A 23,153-nucleotide genomic window follows, 5' to 3' on the forward strand; every position below is an offset into this window, starting at 1 on the left:
CTACCATTGGGGATAGCATCATCAATGTAACGCAAGAATATCCTTTGCGACATCTCGATTTCCACTGGATTTTGTATCTAATGGCAATAATTGTAGAATAGTTTAATGAAGGGGGTGGGTAGAATGAAAATAGGTTTGGTAACTGACAATACATGTAATCTGACTGCCGAAGAGATAAAGGAATACGATGTACGAATCGTTTCTCTGTACATAAACCGAAACGGTAACTATACTAAAGCTACAGAGCTTAATCTCGATGAATACTACGAAGAACTCGCCGCGGCTGCGGAATTGCCCAGGACGTCTCAGCCTTCACCTCAAGATTTCATTCCTGTCTTCAAGGAAGCCTTGGAGACATACGATGCGCTGATTGTGCCGGTGCTGTCTGGAAAGCTGAGCGGAACCAATGTTTCTGCCAACATTGCCGCCAAAGCCTTTGAGAAGCCCATCCATGTCATAGACTCACAGCTTATCGCCGATGGGACGGGAATGCTGGTGAAGAACCTTGGCGACATGATAAACTCTGGTGCCAACCTTGATGAACTAGTGGAATACGGAACGAATTTTCACGAAAAGACTAGAACGTTTTGTTCGACAGATGACTTGAGCTACCTTCAGAAGGGCGGAAGAATTGGAAAGGCGAAGGCACTAATGGGAAATCTTCTCAAGATGAAACCCGTGATTATTGTTGACGAAGGTGAGCTCAAACCCGTGGAAAATGTTAGAGGAAACAAGAAGCTTCTGGATGTTCTTGTGAGCCATGTGCTCAGTGAAATTCCACCTGAGAGATTGCGTAGAGCTAGGGTTCTGACTATATGGAGGAAGGAAGACGGCAAAACTTTAGAAAGGATGCTTCGCGAGAAAGCTCCCGGAGCTGAAGTAGAACTGAGAGTTATCGAAGCAATTATCGGGACTCATCTCGGTCCTCAAGGCATAGGAGTAATCAGTGAAATGAAGTGATAACGGCAGCTGAAGTTCACGATGACAAAATAAGGATACTGCAGAGGGATTTCTAAAGAGATCGGAGTGACTGGAGGAAAAAGAGTTTTGGATGCGCTGGAAAGAATAGAGACAAGGTATGGAAAAGTCTTTGACTTTCTACAAAGCATGTACAGGCTTACAAATGAAGAGAGGCTTACAAAACGGTTCTCTGAGCTTTCCCCGGGTTACGCTCCTGTAGGGAAAATCGTTGAATGGGTAAAGAGTAGCCGTGCAAATCGAAGAATAGGGATAATACTTTCAATAGATTTCTGAGTGTCAAATGGAACTAGCACTCTATTGGGATTGTCGAGAAAACAAAAAGCCCGGAAGATGTCCGGGCAGGGTGGTAGTAGAAGAAGCTTTTCACGATTTATATGACTTAAGGCTACTGAACTTTGTTCATCTATTGAATTCAAATGCGGAAAGCGCTTTGCAGGAATTTCGGCAGTTATTGATTTTACAATGCGTTTCTTTCGAAGTTAAAAGAGAAAGTTTACATCCCGCATACTACCTAGCAAGATTCTCACCGGGGGGTGAAGATATGGAATATCGCAGACTTGGGAAGACTGATCTTGAGGTATCTCTTCTGGGCTTGGGAGGGTTTCATCTTCTCGAGATAGAGCTTGAGACTGTGAAGGAGATCGTCGAAAGATACCTCGAAGCGGGCGGGAATTATTTTGAGACCGCAAGGTCTTACGGTGATGGAGTATCCGAGAGAAAACTCTCTCTAGTTCTACCTAAAGAAGGAATAATAGTTGCTTCAAAGACTGGAGGAAGAGACAGAAAGTCTTCCGAAAGAGATCTTTTGGCCACCTTGAAAGCTCTTGGGAGAGAGCACATAGACATACTCTTTCTCCACGCCGTTACAAAGAATAGCGACTGGGAAGAGATATCCTCCTCAGATGGTGCACTGAGGACTATAGAATGGGCCAAGAGGGAAGGACTTATTAGTTACGTGGGAATAACCAGTCATGGTTATGGTGGAACACTCTTGAGAGCGCTCAAGGAATATCCTTTCGATCTCTTCATGACACAGATGAACTACTATGACAGATTCAATTTCCCTGAGATAGAAACAAAGGTGATACCCTTTGCAGTCTCTAACAACATAGGGATAGTTGCGATGAAACCACTTGCCGACGGCTATTTATGGAAGAGCACTGAAAACGCTTTCAGGTATACTTTGACAGTTCCCGTCTCGTGTATCGTAAGTGGGATAAATTCTATTGAGCAGCTTGAAGAAGATCTTCGCCTCATTGAGAAGGAACCATTTTCTTCTGAAGAACTTGACGAATTGCTTCTAACCGCTCCTGAACTCGGTAACTATGTTTGCAGGCAGTGCATGAAGTGTCTCCCATGTCCACAAGGGATAAATATTCCCGGATTCTTTCTCGCAGAAGGTCGCTATGACAGGCAGATGCTCGACGGAAAAGTAAGGGATGCTGCAGATTATGCCTTGAGGGACAGACTGGCTCACTGGTTTGGAAGTGAAGAGCAGGGTCTTTCAGAGTACAGTACCATGTCTCCCGGCGTAGATAGTTGCTATGATTGCGGTGTATGTAATGAACGGTGCCCGTACGAAATCGACATTCCCAGAAAATTGAGAATCGTCAAATCGAAGTTCACGGAAGGATATATTTGGTAGTGTGTGGAGATGTCGGTGAGAAAGACCAGTTTTCTTAGTTGTGAAGTAGTAGGCTTCTCTTTCGTATTTATTGTCGGTACCTTGCTTCACATGGCCTATGACTGGAGCGGGGACAATACTATAGCAGGTATTTTTACACCAGTAAATGGAACTGTCTGGAAGCACTTGAAAATGGTTTTTACGCCGGGACTGATACACCTTTTTCTAGAACCGCTGTTTTGCAGAGAGGTGCCAACCGCTTCTTTTCTCTTTGGAAAGGCAGTTGGAATCTAGGTATGTGCGTAACAATTCATGGAGGTTTGTATTCCTATTTTCTTGTCATTCACCACGGTCTCATTCTTGATGTACTTCTCATGGTAATGGCAGTTGCGCTGGGGCAGCTAGTGGCGCTCAAGATCTCATCCAGGATTGCTGCAGAGAAGACTGCAGGCATTACTTGTAATGTTGGTCTTGCTTGATGTCACCTTCGTAGTGTTCACCTTTCTGCCGCCCCATTGGGAGCCCTTTAGAGAATCAATAGCGGGAGCTTTCGGGATCTAGCATAGTCGAAAGCAGCTGGTCTTTTGATTACAGGAATAATGACTCATCAGAATAAAAGGAGGTAATGTCTTGCTTTCTTCAGAAGAGATTTTCAAATCTATGGAAATCAAGCTGGAAGATACTTTGCCACCGGATCCAGAATTCAAGCCGGGAATCCGGAGAGCACCGAAGAGAGAACTAAATCTCTCTAAAAAGGAGATAGAGCTTGCTCTAGTGAATGCACTGCGTTACATACCTGTAAGGCTTCATGATAAACTTGCCCCAGAATTCCTAGATGAACTTCTAACGATGGGCAGGATCTACGGATATAGATATAGGCCTCGGGGTGAAATAAAGGGCAGGCCTATCGAAATGTATAAGGGGAAGTGCATTGAAGGTAAAGCATTTCAGGTAATGATAGATAACAATCTTGACTTCGATGTTGCTCTTTACCCTTATGAACTCGTCACTTACGGTGAGACGGGACAGGTCTGTCAGAACTGGATGCAGTACAGGCTTATCAAAAGGTACCTTGAGGAACTGACTGATGATCAAACTCTGGTTGTAATGTCTGGACACCCGCTCGGATTATTCAGTTCAAACAAATCTAGTCCAAGAGTAATCATAACGAACGCCCTTATGGTAGGAATGTTTGATAATCAGGAACAGTGGATAAGGGCACAGGCGCTTGGAGTTGCTAATTATGGCCAGATGACCGCGGGTGGCTGGATGTACATAGGGCCTCAAGGAATTGTCCATGGAACCTTCAACACGATTCTCAATGCAGGAAGACTGAAACTCGGCATTGGTGACGAAGGCGATCTTGCTGGCCATCTCTTTGTCTCATCGGGACTGGGAGGAATGAGCGGAGCTCAGGGAAAGGCTGTAAAGATAGCGGGCGGTGTCGGCATAATTGCCGAAGTTGACCGATCAAGAATCCAGACGCGACTCGAACAGGGATGGGTTGACGAGGTGATCGAAGATCCTTCTGAAGCATTCGCTCTCGCGGCCAAGAAGATGGAAAAAAGAGAAAGCCAAGCTATTGCCTTTCACGGGAACATAGTGGATCTTCTGGAATATGCCGTCGACAATGATGTTCACATTGAGTTGTTGTCGGATCAGACGTCCTGTCATGCTCCCTATGATGGAGGTTACTGTCCTCAGGGTTTGACTTTCGATGAGAGAACCGAGCTACTGAGAAGTGACAGGAAAAGATTTATAGAACTGGTAGATAAATCACTCGTCAGGCATTTCAGTCTGATTAGAATGCTTGTTGACAAGGGAACCTATTTCTTCGACTACGGTAATTCCTTCATGAAAGCGGTTTTCGATGCCGGTGCAAAAGAAATTGCGAAGAATGGAACGGATACTTCGGAAGGATTCATTTTTCCCTCTTATGTAGAAGATATAATGGGGCCGATGCTTTTCGACTTCGGGTACGGACCGTTCAGATGGGTATGCCTGAGCGGCAAAAAGGAGGACTTGTTGAAAACCGATGCCGCAGCAATGAGTTGTATTGATCCAGATCGACGAGGCCTGGACAGGGACAATTACATCTGGATTAGGGACGCCGATAAGAACCGACTTGTAGTTGGCACGCAGGCGAGAATACTTTATCAGGATGCTGTCGGAAGACGCGATATCGCTCTGAAATTCAACGAGATGGTGAGATGTGGAGAGATAGGGCCGGTAATGATTGGGAGAGATCATCACGACACCGGCGGTACCGATTCGCCTTTCAGGGAGACATCGAATATAAAAGATGGAAGCAATATTATGGCAGACATGGCAACCCAGTGCTTCGCTGGCAATGCTGCAAGAGGCATGAGCATGGTCTCGCTCCACAACGGTGGAGGCGTTGGAATAGGCAAGGCAATAAACGGTGGCTTTGGTCTTGTACTGGATGGAAGCGAGAGAGTGGATGGGATTATCAGAACATCAATATCTTGGGACGTCATGAGTGGTGTGGCCAGAAGAGCCTGGGCGAGAAACGAAAACGCCCTGTCCGTTGCATCTGAATTCAACAGGCAAAAGAGGGGGAGCGAGCAGATAACGCTTCCTTATCTGGTGGATGAAGGAATCATCAGCAAAGCGATTAAAGAAGCTGAAACCGAAAAGGAGAAATGAAGCAATGACGATGTACTTTTCAAAGAGTGACGAAGAGACAACTAAAACACTCCTTGAGAGAATATTTGAAAGGGCCGAGGAGAAGAAGATCGATAAAGTGATCTTGCCTTCTACGAGTGGTGTAGTTGCAAGAATGGCTTTTGATCTTGTCCCTGATTCAGTCCGGTTGATAATCGTCACTCATAGTGTTGGCTTTCGAGAACCAGATGAAGATGAATTCGACCCTCAAGTTAGGAAGCTCTATTCTGGAAGTCGACATTCACTACTTACAGTGACCCATCTCTTCAGAGGAATAGAAGTAGCTTTTGCCAAAGCGAATGGCGGCGTGTATCCTTTACAGATTTTTGCGACAGCCCTGCGCCTCTTTGGCCAGGGAACGAAAGTAGCCGTTGAGATAGCCATAATGGCAGCCGATGCAGGAATTGTAAGAACTGATCAGTGGGTGATTTCGGCAGGCGGAACAAACCACGGGATAGATACTGCTTTTGTCCTAAAGCCATGTCATTCAACTGATTTGAGTATCTTCAAATTCGGGGAGCTAATAGGCATTCCGTCTAGTCTCTAATCTGCATATGATTGAATTCCTTGTTGATTCAGGCTATAATCAATTTTATGTGGGGCCGTAGCACAGCTGGGAGCGCGCCGCCTTCGCAAGGCGGAGGCCGGGGGTTCGAATCCCCTCGGCTCCACCAGGGGGAGTTATCTCCCCTTTTTTGTTTCTGTCTGGACAGTTACTCTTGTTCTTGCTTAAAAATCCTCATCGCCTTCAAAAGATGAACTATCGTATGAAAAGACTCCATTTTTCGGAAAAGAGTGATTGATCAAATATTCTTTGTCTCCCTTCGATCTTCTAAAGATCCTTTACCAGTTGTTGCACAGCATGAAAGTAATTTGAAAAGATTGCTGCTGGCCGATTTCTATACTAAGCGTGCTCTATAATCACAATGCACTGCGGACTAGACTGTTTTTAGAGACTGGATTAGAGTGTATCTTCACTTCGGTGGAAGAGACTCTAACTGATATCATCGTTGTTGAGGTGAAAAGGTGCAAGATAAAGAATCGAGACTGTTCGAAAATGTCCGGAACATCGCAGATAGGGTGGAGAAATCAGTACTTGCCTTCGAAGACGCCTGTGAGAAAGTTCGTGACGGTGTTGTCATTAACGATGATTTCTCGGCTTCTCAACACTTGATCTCTCAGCTTAACGAACCCAAGAAGCTTGAGAAATTATCTCTTCGTCAAAGCAATCTAGTAAGAATTCTTTCTGCAATCAGGATGGGTGAGGTTCTTAGCTATGAGGCATTAGAAGCAAAGCTTAGGGAGTGGGAGAATGACATTCTTTTGTCCACATCGTTGTTCAGAGGAGTACAACGTAGTGGAAGAAAACTTGCATTTAAAGATTTGCTGACTGTTATTGGAAAGTCCGAAGAGATCGATTCACTTCTCTCAAGAGTAATCCGCTATGATTCTTCCGATCTAGTTGCTGCAAAAAAGCATGCTTCAGTCCTTCTCGAGTCAGCGGTACTTGACGGAAGAGATGGCTTCGATCCGGAAGCCCTGCTAGATCTATGGAAAGAGAATGAAAAGGTCCGCCCTCTTCTGCTCTTGCTATCAGGTGAGAGAACACCATTAATAAGGGAAATGATAGGTAAGTCTTTCGGAGATGATCTTTCACTTCACCTCGGTATTATCTTGAAAGCGGTGAGGTATGGAATCAATCTTCCCGATAATCACCCGGTCTTAACTGCTGATCCTTGTTTAAGAAAGATTTACTCTTTGCTTATAGATCTGAGAGATCAGATTCGTGTGAACTCAGTTCTTGTTCAGTTCAGTTTCTATGGTGATCCTCTGAAGACAGGAAAGGGTTCCAGTGGTGGAATGGGAACGTTTCTCAGAACACTCGGAAATGAACTGACTCAGAACTTACCGGGTGTTGTTACAATCGTTCCACTCGAAATGAGGGAAATATCGAGAATGGACCGATTGTGGAGAACGGAAAGAGAACATCACTACTTCATGTACGTTCCTTTTCTAGACTTCGAAAAGATGATTACGAACAACTTTCTTAAAGATAGAACTACTGTAATTTCGAACGTTACAGACGTACTTTCAATTGCGGGAATTAGCCCGGGACAATTTCATTTGAGGTTTTCGGATTTCGCTTCTCAAGCGATGCTCGATCTATCGAAAAAGACTGGGGTCCGGTCCTTTTTTACGGTAACACCCGATCCCCAGCGGCGCTTCGTAGATCAGAAAGGGTCTCTTATCAAACTGGATGCTGTTGATGCATTAAGAGAGACTTCAAAAGTCGAAGTATCGTGGAAGATGCTTAGGGACTGCGACAGGCTTTTCGGAATAGGAAGTGAGGAGAGCAGGAATCAGCTACTTGCATACTATCCGCCACTTCTCGACGAAAGTATCTCAAAGAAACTCACGATGATGCCGGAAGGTATATCATTACGGAATGAGTGCCCGATTTTTGTGAATGGGCCTCTCTATTCGATGCTATTCGAGAAAGATAAGGAATTCTACCTCGAAAGATCTTTCAGAAGCAATCCTCTGCTTCTTACGGTTGGAAGACTTGATCCTGCAAAGGGCCAGGTGAAACTACTAAAGGCCTGGGGAAACTCTGGTCTCTGGAATTCGTTTAATTTAGTTATAGTCGGGGGAGATCTGGATCATCCAAATAGAATCGAAGCAAACGAACTTGAGGAGATCAGGAAATACGTGAGACAAAACAAAGAACTCCACGGGAGATTCTGCCACTTACCTGCGATGAACAACGATGAGATTAGATGTCTTGAAAATAGTATTTCGCGAGTAAAAGCCACTCCGTGGCCTCCGACGTATGTTGCTCCTTCCTTCAAAGAGGAGTTTGGAATAGCCATACTTGAAGCCATGGCTGCAGGCTTTGTGGCTATCGCGCCAAAGCGCGGGGGAGTGAAGAGTTATATACGTGACGGATACAATGGTTTTCTCATTGATACAACCGACGAGGCTTCGTTCGAAAAGGAGCTAAGGAGACTGCTGATAGATGCAAGACCCTCCGCAAGAAGAATGAAGATGATTGCCGAGAACGGGAGCAAAACTATTTATAGGAGGTACTCCATTTCCGTAGTGGCAAAGCAGTTTTCATCTTATTATTCTTCTTGAAGGGGTTTTCCAACTGGTTTGTGTAAGAAGGTAATTGATGTATAAGAGTAACTTCATTTTCAAGTAAACAGACACTGTCTTCAGTGGTAGGTAACTTTATCAGAAGATCTTGAGTCTAGTTGAGAAGACCTTGTGTTGACAAGACAGGATGGACCGATGGACTTTTAAGATTGGCGCTGTGTGATAGAATTATTTATGAAGGACTGCGGGATAAACCAGGTTTCGGTCACCAACAGATTACTACTCTTTCCAACATTAGCAAATCTTTGTCTTATAAAGACTTCTAGTGAACGAAGCCGGTTAACTCAGCAGAAAAAAATCAGCGACTCGTTGGGCGATAATTTTTCCTGCAGGAATCGATTTACAAAGAAATAATTTTCAGAGTGTTGAGCATCGTTAGAGAAAGGAAGTGGAGATATGAGAGTTTTGATGGTTTATCCAGAGTATCCAGAGACGTTCTGGAGTTTCAAACATGCCTTGAAATTCGTCTCCAAAAAGGCTGCATATCCACCGCTGGGGCTCATGACCGTTGCCGCTATGTTGCCTAAAGAATGGGAGAAGAAACTTATCGATATGAACACAGATACTCTACGCGATGAAGATATAGAGAAATCAGATTACGTAATGATTAGCTCAATGGATATTCAGTTCGACTCGGCAAAGAAGGTTATTCAGAAGTGTAAAGATTTAGGCGTCAAGACTATAGCGGGCGGGCCGCTTTTTACAACAAGACCCGAGGAGTTCAGTGAGGTCGATCACCTTGTTCTCGGCGAAGCAGAGAAGACTTTGGAGCCATTTCTCCTTGATTTGGAGAAAGGGCAGGCCAAGCACATCTACAAATCCGATGATTTTCCGGATATTGAAAGTAGTCCCATTCCAGACTGGAGTCTTTTGGACATGAGAAAGTACTCTTCAATGAACATCCAGTACTCTAGAGGCTGCCCTTACAACTGTGAGTTCTGTGACATCGTTCTGCTCAACGGGCACATTCCCAGGACAAAGAGCGCTGAAAAGCTTGTCGCTGAAATGGAAGCTTTATATAAAGCCGGCTGGCGTGGAGGAGTATTCATAGTTGACGATAACTTCATCGGCAATAAGGTAAAACTGAAGAGAGAGATTCTTCCAGCCATTGCAGAATGGATGAAAAAAAGGAACTATCCGTTCGTGCTGAATACAGAAACCTCAATCGATCTTTCAGATGACGACGAACTCATGAGACTCATGGTAGATGCAAGTTTTGGAACCGTATTCGTTGGGATAGAGACTACCGAAGAGGAAAGTCTAGTTGAGTGCGGTAAGTTCCAAAATCGAAACAGGGACTTGCTTTCATCTGTGAGAAAGATGCAGGAGTTCGGACTTCAGGTTCAGGGAGGATTCATTGTGGGTTTCGATCATGACAAACCCTCGGTATTTAGCAACATGATCGATTTCATTCAGAAGAGCGGTATAGTGACGGCGATGGTCGGTGTTCTTACTGCACCAACGGGAACGAGACTTTTCCAGAGACTGAAAAAAGAGAACAGGATCGTATCGGAGTTCTCCGGCAACAACACCAGCACTATGACTAACATAGTTCCCAAGATGGGAATGAAGAATCTGGTAGACGGATACTACAGAATTCTCAAGAGCATCTACGCGCCGAAGCCTTACACCCAGAGAGTAATTACCTTTCTTAAGAACTACAAACCTAATTCAGTTAAACACGTTAGGCCTTTCACCGATAGTATCAAGGCTTTTTTGAAGTCCCTATGGGTACTTGGAATTAAGGATAAAGGCAGAATGAACTACTGGTCGTTGCTCTTGTGGACGATTTTCTTCAAGCCGTCGCTTTTCCCTTTGTCAGTCGAATTTGCAATATACGGCTATCACTTCAGAAAGTCCCTTTCATTTGGGTTGCAAGCGGAAAACGAAGCTCAACCGCCGAGCAGTTAGAAGGGATTCTTGTCAGGCTGGTACTGGCAGCGGAAAGAGTAATTATGATGAACGATAAACTCTCTGTTCTCAAGAGGTTATAATTGAATCTCTTCTAACATTCCTGACTAAATAAGGATAATGGTGGTGTCAGCGATTTTCGATGGCGGGAGTGAGGGCATAGTTAATGTCAAGAAAGAGTGTTAGATTCGGGAGCTTTCTCAGAAATCACATAGATGACAAAGATAGGTTCAAGAAATGGCTTCAGCTCGGCATGGCATTTGAGAACTTCAGAAGAAAGCATTTTCCAGACAGAGATCGACCGCGATTTGTCAATACGGTCAATCATTTGGCTCTGGAGGAAGTCTATTTTGCAGTCAAGGGCGAGAATACCGCGTGGGTAAATCTGATGAACCCTTCAGAACTACTTCTTTCGGCGGGGCTAAACCCCGTTTCGGCCGAAGGCATTTCGGGCGCACTTTCGTCTATGCATCTTGAGGACACGGCAATCTCAGTTTCTTCACAGGCTGGAATAAGCGATTCTCTTTGTACTTTTCATAGGGCTTCTCTCGGTGTTTCTTTGAGAAAGCTACTTCCTCCGCCGAAACTGGTGATGACCACAAGCATTCTATGCGACGGAAACCTCCCGACCTTCAAAAGAATAGCTGGAGAGTATGACGTGCCTTTTATTTTGATCGATGTGCCCAGAGGTCGGAAGCAGGAAGCGGTAGGGTACGTCGTGTCTCAACTGAAAGATGTAATTGTCACAATTCAAGAGATCACCGGGAAGCCTTTCAAGATGGATGAGTTGTCGTTGAGATTATCTTATGAAAGAGAACTGATAAATAACCTCGAAAAGGCTAGGCTCAGAGCGCACGGCTCGTATCTTCCTCAGCATCTCTACGAACATATGAACTCGCTGTATGTCCTTCATACTCTTGCCGGTGATCCTCGAATTGCATTGGGCTCCAGAAACATCGCGGAGAGCCTTAAAGTAATCCCCGAAAACTCAAAGAGGATACTATGGCTACACATACCACCTTATTACGACAATGAGTTATTCGAGTTATTTTCACCTAATAGTGAAAATCTAGTTGTAGGTAACGAACTTATGTGGGACTGGATATATCCAGTAGATCCCGACCGACCGCTAGAAAGCCTTGCAAAAAAGCTTGTTTTCAATCCGCTTTGCGGTAGCGTCGTTGATCGGGGCGAGTTCTGTTTGGGCCTCGCCAGAGATTTCAATGTCGATGGGGTTATTCACTTCTCTCATTGGGGTTGCAGGCAGTCTTCCGGAGGCGTGCCTTTCCTCAAGAGGTTGTTTGAAAGTGAGAAGATTCCATTTCTAGAGTTAACGGGAGACTGTGTCGATCATTCATCACAAGGTGCGGGGCAGCTTCGAACAAGAGTGGAAGCCTTCCTCGAAATACTGGAGAACAGAAGATGATCTACTACACATGTAGCTATTTACCTTTGGAAGTACTTATGGGTAGTGATATTGCTTTCCAGAGGCTGATGACATCTTCTCCGACCTTAAGTCATGAACTGGGATGCAACCTTTGCGGATATGCAAAGACAGTCTATCAGAAGGGCATGGAGCTTGACTCGAATGATTGTCTCTTGATAGTCGATTCCTGCGATGCAATGCGTAGAGTTGGAGACCTTCTCGATGAACTCTCCTTGGCAAACGTATTCATCCTCAGATTACCCTGGAAAAGGGATAGAGAAGCAGTAAGATTCTTGGCAGCCGAGATTCAAAGGTTAGTTTACTTCCTCGAGAGCTCAGGTATTTCCACCGATCTTCGAGAAGGCATTCGTAGATTCAACGAACTTGTCGATTTTGTGCAAGCGAATGAAAAGAGATCGGCAGCAGAAGACCTTACGGACCTATATTTTCAGGCACTTAATGGCATGCAGGCAACTTACACTTCGAAATACGGAGCAACTGCTGGCAAGAGCCGGCTTGCAATAACCGGCGGGATAACTGACATTGGAGCTTTAGATGCAGCAGTTGAAAAGGCGGGAGGCATGATCGTTGCTAACGACACCTGTTTGGGAGGTAGACCATTTTCAGAGAAAACTCAAGAGAAACCCGATCCGCTTCATGCAGTTGCAGAGAGACTTCTTAAGTGGAGATCGCCGTGCGCTCGATTCTCGGAAGGAGAATTTCGTTCAAATGGGAAAGTTGATGCGACGGTCTTTGTGGCTCCGAAGTTCTGTGATTTCTATGATTTTGTGCGTCCTAATGATGGCAAAAGTGTCTACAGAATAGAACTTGATTATCCTATCAATTCCCAAGGGCAGTTGTCAACGAGAATAGGAGCATTAATGGAGAAGAATAGCGTAAGATCAGTGTCACCTTCCAAGGAGGGAATGAAGATGCTTTTTGCCGGGGTTGATTCCGGTTCTACCACGACTAACGGAGTCTGATAGACAAAGAAGGAAGAATCATTTTCTCGAAGACATTGAAGACCGGTGTAAGAGCTTCAAATACGGCCGAAGCTCTAATTGCGGAGATGACTGAAGTGGCTTCGAAGGAAGGCAAACGCATAGGAAAATGTGTTTCCACTGGTTACGGAAGGTTGCTGGTTTCATCTGCAAGTGACAGGATTACGGAAATCTCATGCCACGCCAGGGGAGTCTTCGCACTCTTTCCAGAGGCAAGGGGGATAATCGACATCGGTGGTCAGGACAGCAAGGTAATTCGACTATCCCCGGATGGTAATGTCGATGACTTCGCCATGAATGACAAATGCGCAGCTGGAACGGGAAGGTTTCTGGAAGTTACGGCGTCTGCACTTGAACTTGAAATAGATGAGATGGCCCTTATGGCTAGGAAACGGAATAAAGATGTTTCTATAAGTTCTGTCTGCACAGTTTTCGCAGAGTCCGAAGTCGTTTCCTTGATCGGAATGGGAGAGAGGATAGAGAACATCTCGTCTGGTCTGTTTAGGGCCATTGCCAAGAGAGTTGGAGCAATGTATTCGAGACTTGGATCTCCCGTTCCCCTTGTTTTCACCGGGGGCGTCGCGAGAAACTCTGGAGTTGTTGATGCTTTGAAGGAACTTTTCGGAACAGAGATCATAGTTCCTGAAGCTCCGGAGATAGTAGGGGCCTTTGGAGCTGCGCTGATCGCAAGAGACTCGGTTGTTGAAGATTAGCTTTGATGAGCTTGTGAGCTTCACTCAATACTGCTTCTTCATAAAACTTGGGAAGTGTGTTAATGGATTTTGATGATTGACTGAAGAAAGTTCCAGAGATCAGAGAAGGTTTATTGAGGATATTTCTCATGTGAAACCCCACGAGGACAAATGGCTAGTCGACCATGAAAGTGAAGCGAAGGTGATTCGTTTGTTCGAAGAGAAGGTCGATGCAGTTAAGGCGGCCTCAGAGATGGCCAGGAACACCCCGATAGAAGACTTGTGATTCAAGAATCAAATGGAAACGTGGAAAAACAAAACCGTGTGAATTGATAAGTCTCTTCAAGAATGCTTTGGGGCTACGAGAGCGTTTATTCCTGTGGCACTTCATAATAGATTGTCCAGACACTGAAAGATTTCGTAACATCTGTTGTTTTGGAAGAAAGAAGTAAACTGCGCTATGAGGCCACGCTATCTTGTCAAAGCAAAGTTCAATCTATTTGAAAAACGAGTATGGAAGTCCAGGAGTCAACAGAACCAAGCAGCCTCAAGATCCCAGGCGTTAATCTTAGAACACCAAAACATTACCTGAACAACTAAACAAGATCATATCTTGCCTGGTTGGAATTACAAATGCGTCTCAGAGAGGAAAAAAGACCCGTGGGCGAAAGCGATGAGTAAAAACGAGATAAGAGTAGTCGTTTTATACTCCGTGAGATTTCTTAAACAAAGCGGTTTTCACTTCTGCCCTAATAGGTTTCAATGGAACATTTGCAACTGAGTCACCTTTTATCTATTTTGAATACCCACTGTGCAAAGACTCCTGATTCAACGATCACAGTATGTGCTACGCCGGCTGGAATGAGAAGAGATTCGCCAATTTGAAGCGTATGTTCTTCATCCACTATCATTTCGTCGCTTCTGTACTCTCCTTCAGAAATCTCATCCACCTTGCCTGTGAGTTCACCGGTCTTGACCTTTGCCTTTCCCGAGATTACAACATAAAGATCGTGCTGATTCCTGTGTGCTTCTGGTCTTCCTGAAAACGGAGCTTTGATTTCTACTGCCTTTGCCGAGAAGCCAGCCACTTTTTGCGCGAAATCAAGACTGTTTGCCGAGTATTTGATCGCCTTTTCTGCCATCTTAGTCCTCCTTTTAATATCAAACATAGTTATGGTCGTTGAACACTATTGGTTATTAATTTCCAAACTGTCCTGCTACAGACGTCGAAAGATAGTTTCCCTCTCAGATAAGTGGGATGAACGAGTTGCTCTCTTAAAGCTGGACGTTCAAATTGCCGCCGAGCAAGCTCTGAAGTTTTTCAACCTGCTCATGCTCACCAAGTACCATGAGACTGTCTCCTGGCTTCACAATAGTTGACGCGCTTGGGTTGAATTTGTTCACACCGTCGCAGACCGTTGCGATCACAATCAACCCAATCCTTTGAGGAATTTTCAAAGCTTCAAGCGTCATGCCCTCTGCTCTGAAATTGCCTGGCACTTTCACTTCTTCGAAGCGAAGCTGAAGCGAACCCGACTGAGATATACTGTCAAGAAAGCCGATTACAGTTGGATTAAGCATCATCGTAACCATTCGATGCGCACCGATTTCTTGAATGGGAATCACTTTGTCGGCCCCGGCATAGTTCAGCTTGTTGATGTTCTCGCGATGGGCAACTTTTGAGATTATCTTCATGCTCTTGTTCATTCCCCTGGCGGTGAGAACAACAAAAATGTTGTCCACGTCGTCCGGTAAACATGACATCAAACCTTGAGCCTTCTCTACTCCCGCGCTTTTTAGCGTTTCTTCTTCAGTGGCGTCTCCAGAAACATAGATCAGCTTTCCTCCCTCTCTTGCAGTCAAATCTTTGAGCCTCTCTTCGCTCTTCTCAACAATCACCACATCGTTATTTCTCTTTGACATCTCTTGAGCGATAGTCGACCCCAGATCACCACCGCCGATTACTATAAAATGATTCTCAAGCTTCTCTATGGTTTTCAAAATTCTTCTCCTCCTGATCATTTTGTTTACCCTACCTTCAACGAGAAAGGCAGTTATGTTGGATACAGCGTAAACAACTATGGTGATGCTGGCAAGAATCACTAAGCTCGTAAAGATTTTTCCTGCCTGAGAAAGTTCGGTAATCGTCCCATAACCGACAGTAGAGATCGTTATCATTATCATAAATATTGAATCGATCGGACTGTACCCTTCGATTATCGAGTACCCGATAATTCCAATCAGAAACACTGCTGCCAGTAGAATGAGAGAGACTACGATCTGTTTTGCACCGCCGGTTTCGTTCGTCATGATTTCCTCCAGGTGGAAAGAGTCAAAGTGAAGCCACTTCGCCCTTATGGTAAAATCTTATCAGAAGGGGGCCGCTGTCGTCGATGAAGAAATATACTCTCAAAAGTTCAGAAATTCCCGGATTTTTAACTGAAGGACTTGACGAAGAGCAGTTGAAGGCTGTCATTGAATCAAGCGGCCGTTCTTTAATAGTTGCGGGACCGGGTTCTGGAAAGACAAGAGTGATAACTTACAAAATCGCTCATCTTGTTTCAAATTCAATAAACCCGCAAAACATTCTTCTGGTGACTTTTACCAGGGCGGCTTCTAGAGAAATGATCGATCGCGCAAGACGTGTTAGTGGATCGAATCTTAAGGGAATGCTTTCGGGTACTTTTCACCATGTCTGCAATTATTTCTTGAGAAAGTATGCTAAGGCCGCTGGCTTGGCGGAAAACTTCACGATTCTTGACAGAGAAGATGCCAAAGACCTCATAAAACACTGTAGAACAGAATTACTGGAAGAGAGAAAGGGTATCAACAGTTCGACTCTTCCCTCAGCGGGCGTGCTGCAGAGCATCTACTCGTATTCGGTTAACGTTCTTTCATCTCTCAGAGAGTCTACGGTGAGAAAGAACAGGAAGTTTCTCGGTTCTTATGATGAGATTGAAGAGATCTGGAAACGGTACGTTCAGGAGAAGACTGTACAGAACTGTGTCGACTACGACGATCTTCTCCTCAAAGCACTCAAGCTCTTCAACGACAATCCATCGATCTTGAACAAAGAGGCCGAGAGGTTCAGATGGGTTCTAGTCGATGAGTTTCAAGATACGAACGTTCTTCAGTTCAGACTCGTTGAAATGCTTTCCTCGGTCCATGGGAACCTCATTGTCGTAGGTGATGACGCTCAGTCCATCTACTCTTTCCGTGGAGCAAGGTTTGAGAATGTCTATGATTTTCTTTCGGCTAAAGATGCCAGGATCTACAAGATACAGACGAACTACCGTTCAACTCCTCAAATAGTCGAACTGATAAATTCGATAGTTCCTCAGGATTCAATTGAAAAACAGCTGAGAGCCGTTCGTATGAACGGGCCGATCCCGGTTGTTGCCGAGACCTGGGACAATCTTGAGGAGGCATCTTTCGTTGCCCAGAGAATTCAAGAACATATAGATGACGGGGTAGATCCCGAAAACATCGCCGTCCTGTATCGTTCGCACTATCACTCCCTTGAGCTACAGATGGAGATGGACAAGCGAAAAATGAATTTCACTCTCTACTCGGGTCCCAGATTTACAGAGACGGCCCACGTGAAGGATATTCTCGCGTTGCTCAAAGTAATAGAGAATCCTCTTGATCAAGTTTCCTGGGGTAGGATTTTGAGGCTATTTCCCGGCGTGGGAAATGCGACCTCCCTCAGGATAATTCAGGGTATCTCAGCAGCTGCCAACGACGGTCACAGAGCTGAGGAGGTAGTAAACTCCCATGTGAGCAAACGGATAAAACTCGATAAACTCGTGAGTATTTTGGGTGCAACGAATGAAGAGGAGCCTCCAACGGAAATCGTTAGAAGGTTTTATGCCGATTTTTACGGTGATTATCTCGACGAGAAGTTTCCGGATGCTAGAGAGAGAAGAATGGATGTTGAAAGACTTATAGAGATCGCGGGCCGCTACATTTCCATATCCGATCTGCTTGAGGATCTGGCTGTCAGCGAAAAGATAGACATTGAGCGCGAGTCGGCTGAAAAACAGCCGTCGGTTGTACTTTCCACTGTGCATCAGGCGAAGGGTCTTGAATGGGAGGTCGTGTTTATTCTAGCGGCCAATCCCGGCGATTTCCCAAATTCAATGGCAATATTAGAAGGTTCTCTCAGCGAAGAAGAACGAATATTCTATGTTGCCGTTACTAGGGCGAAAGATTATCTTTACATACTCAGGCAGAAGGGCGGGAGATCGAGACCTATGATAGGGAACAGATACGTCTTTAGAAGCGGGCATGATTTCGTAGAGAAGCTCCCTAAAAACTGCTTCGAAAGATGGGATGTCAGCTGGGATTCCTAATGGAGACAATTGTTCCAATATAGTAGCAAAGTAGGAGGGAGAAGAAATGAACTCACTGTACTTACCACTTTTAGCAGGGATCATATCTACCATCTTTGCTTTCGTCATGTTGCGGAGAACTCTTGGGTTTTCGCAGGGTAACGACAGGATGAAAGAGCTATCTAAGTACGTTCAAGAAGGTGCCTCTGCTTTTTTGGAGGAAGAAGCAAAAAAGATATTCCTTGTTGCGGTAATTCTTGCAGCCGTTCTGGGAATAATCTTTCAGTCTTTCAAGTACCCGATTGTCCTTCTCTTTGGAGCCCTTGTTTCTGAGGCCGCAGGAGTAATCGGAATGTATGCGGCCACGAGAGCGAATGCAAGGGTAGCAGCCGGGGCAGAGAGCGGATTGTCAAGTGCTTTCAAAGTTGCTTTTTCAAGCGGATCCGTTATGGGGCTCGCCGTCGCCGGTTTCTCCTTAACGGGTTTGGCAGTTGTAATGCTGGTTTTTAAGAGCTCCTTTGTTTTTGAAGGCATTACCGATCTTTCGAAAGCCTTTGGAAGGATCTCTTACATAGACGGTGTAATGATACTCAGCTCTTATTCACTCGGAGCCAGTCTCATTGCGCTGTTCGACAGGGTAGGCGGAGGTATGTACACTAAGGCGGCTGACATGAGTGCCGACCTTGTGGGAAAGATCGAAGAGCATATCGAAGAGGACGACCCAAGAAATCCCGCAACAATAGCCGATAACGTAGGTGACAACGTTGGCGACGTTGCAGGTTTGGGGGCGGACATTCTCGAGTCTTATGTGGCTTCGATCGTCTCTGCAATAGTTCTTGCTATTTTCATGAAGTTTGCTGATCATGGAACTATGACCGAGTCCCAATATTATGGGCTGATATTGCTTCCGGTCCTGATAGCCGGCGCCGGTGTTCTTTCTTCACTGATTGGTGTTCTTGTAGTTGCAAGCTTGAAGTCTAAGGATGCCCGCAAGAGTCTCAGTTTTGGGAATCTATTTACCGGCGGTCTTGTCCTGGCATCGGTAGCGATAGTTATAGGGATCGCAGCGCCCGATTATCCATTCAAAGATGCATTCTTAATCAATCCCGAATTCGTTTCACGGTGGAGACTTTTCTTTGCAATTGCTTCCGGCTTGATTGCAGGAATAATCATCTCAAAGCTCAGCGAGTATTACACGTCCGATGACTACAAACCTACAAGAAAACTCGCGAAAGACACTCAAAGTGGAGTCGCGATAAACATCACCGGCGGTCTCGCTCTTGGAATGGGCAGCACTCTATGGCCAGTGATAACCTTAGCTATTGCCATACTTGCGGCATATTTGTCTGCAGGGGTCTACGGAATAGCCATAGCGGCCCTTGGAATGCTTTCCTTTGTCGGATATATCGTTTCTGTTGACTCTTACGGCCCAGTTGCGGACAACGCGGGCGGTATTGCTCAGATGGCAAATCTGGATCCGAAGGTAAGGAAGCTCACAGACCGACTAGATTCTGTAGGCAACACTACTGCGGCCATAGGGAAGGGCTTTGCAATAGGCTCTGCAGCTTTTGCTGCTCTTTCACTAATAGTATCTTACATATGGGGTTCGGCTGGGACAGCGGAAGAAATCATAAACAATCCAGTAATTAATCTGGTAGAGCCCTATACACTTATCGGAATTCTTTTAGGAGGAATGCTTCCCTTCTTCTTCACGTCACTTTTGATCAAGGGAGTGGCCGATACAGCAAATCTAATGATAGTTGAGATTAGAAGGCAGTTCAAGGAAACTCCTGGGATCAGGACTGGAGAAGCTGTGCCTGACTACAGGAGATGCATTGAAATTACGACAAAGGGTGCGGTTAGCAGAATGCTTACTCCCGGAGTTGTGGCGATCGCCTCACCGTTCATTGTTGGATTCCTTTTTGGTAGGTCGGCAGTTGCCGGTTTGCTGGTTGGCGGACTCTCCAGCGCAATCATGATAGCTATATTCAGTGCAAACTCCGGAGGAGCCTGGGACAATGCGAAGAAATTCATTGAAACCGGTGAGTATGGAGGAAAGGGTACGCCGACTCACGAAGCTGCAGTCGTAGGAGATACAGTGGGAGATCCGCTGAAGGACACCGTTGGTCCTTCTATGGATATTCTTATCAAGTTGATGTCTGTAGTTTCTCTGGTCTTTGGCTCTCTCTTCCCGGTAACACCATTCTTTATGTAAAATAGTTATATGGTTGGCGCGGTCTTCAAGACCGCGCTTTTTTCTTCTTGAAGTACCTCTGTCAAAGTTGCAATACCTCGTGTTAGAATTCTCTCATGGACACAAAGAAAGCTTTTAGCCTGATTTCATCTTATGGTTTCTTTCTCTTTGGGTTTACATCAATAATACTTGGAAGCGCATTGCCGGCTATCGAGAAGAGCTTTGGCTTAGACCATCAGATCGCAGGCGTTTTGCTTTCGCTTCCTACGCTTGCCTTTATGGCTTCGGCTATTGTCGTTAGTTCTCTCTCTAATCGATTTGGACCCTTTAAATTGCTTGCCGCAGGCATTGTGTGCATTGCTGCAGGATTGACCGTCCTCTCTGTTGGTCGGTCATTCTGGCTTTTGTTAGTAGGAAGCATGACAGTGAGCTTCGGGACGGGAAGTATGGAAACTTCAATTGGAATAGCAGTCTCAGGACTGAACTACAAAAAGCCTGGGGGAGCTTTGAACCTCATGCATTCTTTCTTTGCGATAGGTTCAATTATCTCGCCTCTTATCGTGGCGGCCTTTCTTGTTGACTACACGTCATGGTGGAAGCCGTTTCTCATAGCTCTCTTTGTATCGCTTCTGCTGTTATCATTCATTCCGTTTCTTTACGGAATACCCTTTGTAGGAAGTGATGAGAAGGCTACTCACTTCAGAAAGGAGATTTTTTCCAAGAAGATCTTCTGGCTTATTATGGTGGGTGTTCTTCTTTATGTGGGCTACGAGATTGGTTTCACTTCATGGCTTTCGAGCTTCATGTTTGAATCGAAGGGTATTGAGATGAGATACGCGAGCATCTTTCCGGCGCTTCTCTGGGCAGGGATATTCGTCGGGAGATTACTGGCCGGGATCTTCGTCGATAAACTTGGATACGAGCTGTCGCTTTTGATGATGGTGATAATAGCTTTTGTTTCGTTTGGAGCAGCGTTGCTTCTCCAATCCGCTATTGCGATTGCGTTAGCGGTAGTATTTGCTGGTTTTGGCTTTTCTGGAACTTTTCCCACGCTTCAAGCCATCCTCATATCCTCCATGAAAAATGGAATCGGGTTCGCAATTGGAATGTTCACAGTTGCTGCATCAATTGGCGGCGCAATGTCTAATTTCCTCGTAGGGCTTCTTGGCCATCACTTCGGTATGATGGCCGGTGTTATCTTCATCTTGTTTCTCATCTTTCTTGAGATGGTCGTTGTGCTTTTAATAATGAGAGTCAGGAAGGTGAGAGTCGATGCACAGTAAGGTAATAGTTGTTGGAGCCGGTCCCGCTGGACTCGCCGCCTCAAGAATCTTTGCCCGTGACGGAATAGATTTCCTTCTTCTTGATTCTAAAAGCTTCCCACGAGAAAAGGGCTGCGGAGGGGGTTTGACGCCAAGATCTTTGAAGAGGGTCCACGAGATATTTCCCGAAGTGGATATCGAGGGCTTCGACTGTCACGAGTTAAGCATAAACAGGTTAATCGACGGACAGATGAAGCATCTTACTACTCTGATGTCAAAGAAGACAATATTCAAAACTGTTGACAGGAAGGAATTTGATAATGCTCTTCTCAAATCCATAGTTGAGAGAGGCGGTAGATTCCTTTCTTCAAGAGTGAGAGAGATCGTGAAAGAGGAACAAGGTTTTGTCGTTAAGACAGATGAAAGAGAGTTGACCTCTGACTATGTAATCGTTTCGGCCGGCGTTTTTGGGGCAAAACTCCTTGGACATGAACCACCCTCTTTTGGAGTTGCATATTATGGTTACAGCTCTCCCACGGGAAGTGCTTCCGTCACCTTTATCCCCAATGGTTACCTTTGGAGTTTCCCTGGTGAGTCTTTCAACTCTGTTGGAGGTGGGATTTACCCCGATTCGGAGAAGACTCCCTCTTATGAAGAGATGAGTACCTTGATAAAGAGATCTTTCGGTGAAGAGATTGATTTGCGGGGGACACCAATCCCTACTTTCAATACCGATGTAGTTCTTAGTTTGAACAACATATACACGAATTTGCTGGTTGCAGGAGACAGCGCGGGACTTGTTGATAACTGGACGGGCGCCGGTATCGATTTCGCTCTCGATTCTGGCAGACAGGCTGCACTTTCGATCATTGAGGATGGTTACAAAGGCAAGACTGTTAACGAAAGATATCTTGAAAGGCTCTTCCCGGCCGCCAGGCATCTGCAAATCGCAGACGCCTTCAGAAAAAGGTTCAACAGAAATTTAGAAGAACATTTAGATCTTCTCAAGGGAAGAATGACTGGAAAACTTCTTTCTAACTATCTGAGCTACTATGTTAAGGGTCCTTACAGACTCGCATTCAAAAGCCTGTTCACTCGCGGAATTTCAAATCGCCAACTACACTGCTGAAGTCACCCGAGGAACGATATTTCTCATCCCGTCATTAACCACTTCACCTTCTATCAGTCTCATCAGCCTTTCTCCATAAGAATTAGCGATATCCATATTGTGTGTGATCATGATTATCGTAATGTCATATTCTCTGTTTATTCTTTCAGTCAACTCCATGACTCTGGAAGCGCTGTCAGGGTCTAGAGAAGCAGTGTGTTCGTCGAGAAGGAGAAGCCGCGGTTTCGACAAGATCGCCATCACCATGGCCAGAGACTGTTTCTGCCCACCTGAAAGCTCGCCTGCCTTGGTATTCAGTCTGTCTTCGAGCCCCAGTCCCAGATCCCTTAGCAACGATATTGCCTCTTCTTTGACGGAACTGAACTTGAAAGGCCTATTTCCCTTCTTTGAAGCTATTATCAGATTTTCGGCAATGGTGAGGGCCGGAAATATGCCTGTGTTCGGATCCTGGTAAACCCTACCGATGAACTCCGCAAGTTTGTGTGGCTTCATGTAATTCATTGTCTTACCGTCGATCATGTAGAGACCGGATGTCGGCTGAACCTCACCGAGTATCACCTTAAGAAGGGTGGATTTTCCCGCACCGTTTGGCCCCACGATTGTCACGAACTGCCCCTCTAGAACTGTGAGACTCACATTTTTCAGTGCCACCCTTTCGTTTTCCATCCCTGGATTGTATGTAACAGTCAGATCTTTGAATTCGACCATAACCTCTTCACCTCCTGCTTCACCTTTCGTTTACCTCCACTTGAAGAAAGCTG

Annotated in this window: 20 protein-coding genes and 1 tRNA gene; 18 read left to right on the forward strand and 3 right to left on the reverse strand. The window is 45.3% G+C overall.

What is annotated here, in order from left to right; all coding sequences use genetic code 11:
* Positions 1-123: 123 nt before the first annotated feature.
* From BG32_RS06630 to BG32_RS06685, 14 genes are all read left to right on the forward strand, one after another.
* Positions 124-960 carry a DegV family protein gene (locus tag BG32_RS06630; protein ID WP_099772188.1) on the forward strand — a complete coding sequence of 279 codons (837 nt, stop codon included), beginning with the start codon at positions 124-126 and terminating at the stop codon, positions 958-960.
* A gap of 66 nt (positions 961-1,026) precedes the next feature.
* Positions 1,027-1,254, forward strand: coding sequence for a hypothetical protein (locus tag BG32_RS06635; protein ID WP_257211987.1), 228 nt, complete (start codon positions 1,027-1,029; stop codon positions 1,252-1,254).
* 268 nt (positions 1,255-1,522) lie between these two features.
* Positions 1,523-2,626 carry an aldo/keto reductase gene (locus tag BG32_RS06640; protein ID WP_099772190.1) on the forward strand — a complete coding sequence of 368 codons (1,104 nt, stop codon included), beginning with the start codon at positions 1,523-1,525 and terminating at the stop codon, positions 2,624-2,626.
* A gap of 15 nt (positions 2,627-2,641) precedes the next feature.
* Complete coding sequence (locus BG32_RS16345) at positions 2,642-2,899, forward strand: DUF6512 family protein (RefSeq protein WP_257211988.1); 258 nt, start codon at positions 2,642-2,644, stop codon at positions 2,897-2,899.
* Between the two features lie 26 nt (positions 2,900-2,925).
* On the forward strand, positions 2,926-3,084 hold the full coding sequence (locus tag BG32_RS16350) for a hypothetical protein (protein ID WP_257211989.1): 159 nt from the start codon (positions 2,926-2,928) through the stop codon (positions 3,082-3,084).
* Positions 3,085-3,265: 181 nt separating this feature from the next.
* Positions 3,266-5,272: a urocanate hydratase gene (locus BG32_RS06650; RefSeq protein WP_373561611.1), complete on the forward strand. Its 2,007-nt coding sequence runs from the start codon at positions 3,266-3,268 to the stop codon at positions 5,270-5,272.
* Between the two features lie 4 nt (positions 5,273-5,276).
* Positions 5,277-5,837, forward strand: coding sequence for a pyruvate kinase alpha/beta domain-containing protein (locus BG32_RS06655; protein WP_099772192.1), 561 nt, complete (start codon positions 5,277-5,279; stop codon positions 5,835-5,837).
* Positions 5,838-5,888: 51 nt separating this feature from the next.
* Positions 5,889-5,964 (forward strand) — tRNA-Ala (locus tag BG32_RS06660).
* A gap of 352 nt (positions 5,965-6,316) precedes the next feature.
* Positions 6,317-8,425, forward strand: a complete 2,109-nt coding sequence (locus tag BG32_RS06665) for a glycosyltransferase family 4 protein (protein WP_257211990.1) — start codon at positions 6,317-6,319, stop codon at positions 8,423-8,425.
* 417 nt (positions 8,426-8,842) lie between these two features.
* Positions 8,843-10,357 carry a B12-binding domain-containing radical SAM protein gene (locus BG32_RS06670; protein WP_099772193.1) on the forward strand — a complete coding sequence of 505 codons (1,515 nt, stop codon included), beginning with the start codon at positions 8,843-8,845 and terminating at the stop codon, positions 10,355-10,357.
* Positions 10,358-10,523: 166 nt separating this feature from the next.
* Complete coding sequence (locus BG32_RS06675) at positions 10,524-11,783, forward strand: 2-hydroxyacyl-CoA dehydratase subunit D (RefSeq protein ID WP_099772194.1); 1,260 nt, start codon at positions 10,524-10,526, stop codon at positions 11,781-11,783.
* Complete coding sequence (locus tag BG32_RS16355; protein WP_259459571.1) at positions 11,780-12,766, forward strand: 2-hydroxyacyl-CoA dehydratase family protein; 987 nt, start codon at positions 11,780-11,782, stop codon at positions 12,764-12,766. The genes BG32_RS06675 and BG32_RS16355 overlap by 4 nt, the downstream gene beginning before the upstream one ends.
* Positions 12,767-12,801: 35 nt before the next feature.
* Positions 12,802-13,497, forward strand: a complete 696-nt coding sequence (locus BG32_RS16360) for an acyl-CoA dehydratase activase (protein WP_259459572.1) — start codon at positions 12,802-12,804, stop codon at positions 13,495-13,497.
* A gap of 76 nt (positions 13,498-13,573) precedes the next feature.
* Entirely contained in the window at positions 13,574-13,762 is a 189-nt protein-coding gene (locus BG32_RS06685) for a DUF2188 domain-containing protein (protein ID WP_121509832.1), read from the forward strand.
* Positions 13,763-14,258: 496 nt separating this feature from the next.
* Here BG32_RS06685 and BG32_RS06690 read toward each other — a convergent pair whose 3' ends face one another.
* Positions 14,259-14,618 carry a cupin domain-containing protein gene (locus BG32_RS06690; protein ID WP_099772196.1) on the reverse strand — a complete coding sequence of 120 codons (360 nt, stop codon included), beginning with the start codon at positions 14,616-14,618 and terminating at the stop codon, positions 14,259-14,261.
* A gap of 133 nt (positions 14,619-14,751) precedes the next feature.
* Positions 14,752-15,786: a TrkA family potassium uptake protein gene (locus tag BG32_RS06695; protein WP_257211991.1), complete on the reverse strand. Its 1,035-nt coding sequence runs from the start codon at positions 15,784-15,786 to the stop codon at positions 14,752-14,754.
* 83 nt (positions 15,787-15,869) lie between these two features.
* Between BG32_RS06695 and BG32_RS06700 the strand changes: the two genes are divergently transcribed.
* The 4 genes from BG32_RS06700 to BG32_RS06715 all read left to right on the forward strand — a co-directional run bounded on the left by BG32_RS06700 (position 15,870) and on the right by BG32_RS06715 (position 22,392).
* On the forward strand, positions 15,870-17,828 hold the full coding sequence (locus BG32_RS06700; protein WP_121509834.1) for an ATP-dependent helicase: 1,959 nt from the start codon (positions 15,870-15,872) through the stop codon (positions 17,826-17,828).
* A gap of 46 nt (positions 17,829-17,874) precedes the next feature.
* Complete coding sequence (locus BG32_RS06705) at positions 17,875-20,022, forward strand: sodium-translocating pyrophosphatase (protein WP_099772198.1); 2,148 nt, start codon at positions 17,875-17,877, stop codon at positions 20,020-20,022.
* Between the two features lie 95 nt (positions 20,023-20,117).
* Positions 20,118-21,284 (forward strand): sugar MFS transporter, encoded by a 1,167-nt coding sequence (locus BG32_RS06710; protein WP_014730726.1) that lies wholly within the window; start codon positions 20,118-20,120, stop codon positions 21,282-21,284.
* Positions 21,274-22,392, forward strand: a complete 1,119-nt coding sequence (locus BG32_RS06715) for an NAD(P)/FAD-dependent oxidoreductase (protein ID WP_099772199.1) — start codon at positions 21,274-21,276, stop codon at positions 22,390-22,392. Before BG32_RS06710 ends, BG32_RS06715 begins: the two co-directional genes overlap by 11 nt.
* On the opposite strand, the gene BG32_RS06720 is transcribed toward BG32_RS06715, so the two are convergent.
* The gene (locus tag BG32_RS06720) at positions 22,381-23,100 is read right to left on the reverse strand and encodes an ABC transporter ATP-binding protein (protein ID WP_099772200.1); all 720 of its coding nucleotides are present in this window, start codon (positions 23,098-23,100) and stop codon (positions 22,381-22,383) included. The genes BG32_RS06715 and BG32_RS06720 overlap by 12 nt on opposite strands.
* Between the last annotated feature and the right edge of the window lie 53 nt (positions 23,101-23,153).

It is taken from the genome of Mesotoga sp. HF07.pep.5.2.highcov, from assembly GCF_003666285.1.
Classification (GTDB): domain Bacteria; phylum Thermotogota; class Thermotogae; order Petrotogales; family Kosmotogaceae; genus Mesotoga; species Mesotoga prima.

Excerpts from the sequence above, each read along its gene's own strand:
- BG32_RS06630 (WP_099772188.1), top strand. The coding sequence starts at position 124 with ATGAAAATAGGTTTGGTAACTGACAATACATGTAATCTGACTGCCGAA.
- BG32_RS06640 (WP_099772190.1), top strand. The coding sequence starts at position 1,523 with ATGGAATATCGCAGACTTGGGAAGACTGATCTTGAGGTATCTCTTCTG.
- BG32_RS06650 (WP_373561611.1), top strand. The coding sequence starts at position 3,266 with ATGGAAATCAAGCTGGAAGATACTTTGCCACCGGATCCAGAATTCAAG.
- BG32_RS06655 (WP_099772192.1), top strand. The coding sequence starts at position 5,277 with ATGACGATGTACTTTTCAAAGAGTGACGAAGAGACAACTAAAACACTC.
- BG32_RS06670 (WP_099772193.1), top strand. The coding sequence starts at position 8,843 with ATGAGAGTTTTGATGGTTTATCCAGAGTATCCAGAGACGTTCTGGAGT.
- BG32_RS06675 (WP_099772194.1), top strand. The coding sequence starts at position 10,524 with ATGTCAAGAAAGAGTGTTAGATTCGGGAGCTTTCTCAGAAATCACATA.
- BG32_RS16355 (WP_259459571.1), top strand. The coding sequence starts at position 11,780 with ATGATCTACTACACATGTAGCTATTTACCTTTGGAAGTACTTATGGGT.
- BG32_RS06690 (WP_099772196.1), bottom strand. The coding sequence starts at position 14,618 with ATGGCAGAAAAGGCGATCAAATACTCGGCAAACAGTCTTGATTTCGCG.
- BG32_RS06695 (WP_257211991.1), bottom strand. The coding sequence starts at position 15,786 with ATGACGAACGAAACCGGCGGTGCAAAACAGATCGTAGTCTCTCTCATT.
- BG32_RS06700 (WP_121509834.1), top strand. The coding sequence starts at position 15,870 with ATGAAGAAATATACTCTCAAAAGTTCAGAAATTCCCGGATTTTTAACT.
- BG32_RS06705 (WP_099772198.1), top strand. The coding sequence starts at position 17,875 with ATGAACTCACTGTACTTACCACTTTTAGCAGGGATCATATCTACCATC.
- BG32_RS06710 (WP_014730726.1), top strand. The coding sequence starts at position 20,118 with ATGGACACAAAGAAAGCTTTTAGCCTGATTTCATCTTATGGTTTCTTT.
- BG32_RS06715 (WP_099772199.1), top strand. The coding sequence starts at position 21,274 with ATGCACAGTAAGGTAATAGTTGTTGGAGCCGGTCCCGCTGGACTCGCC.
- BG32_RS06720 (WP_099772200.1), bottom strand. The coding sequence starts at position 23,100 with ATGGTCGAATTCAAAGATCTGACTGTTACATACAATCCAGGGATGGAA.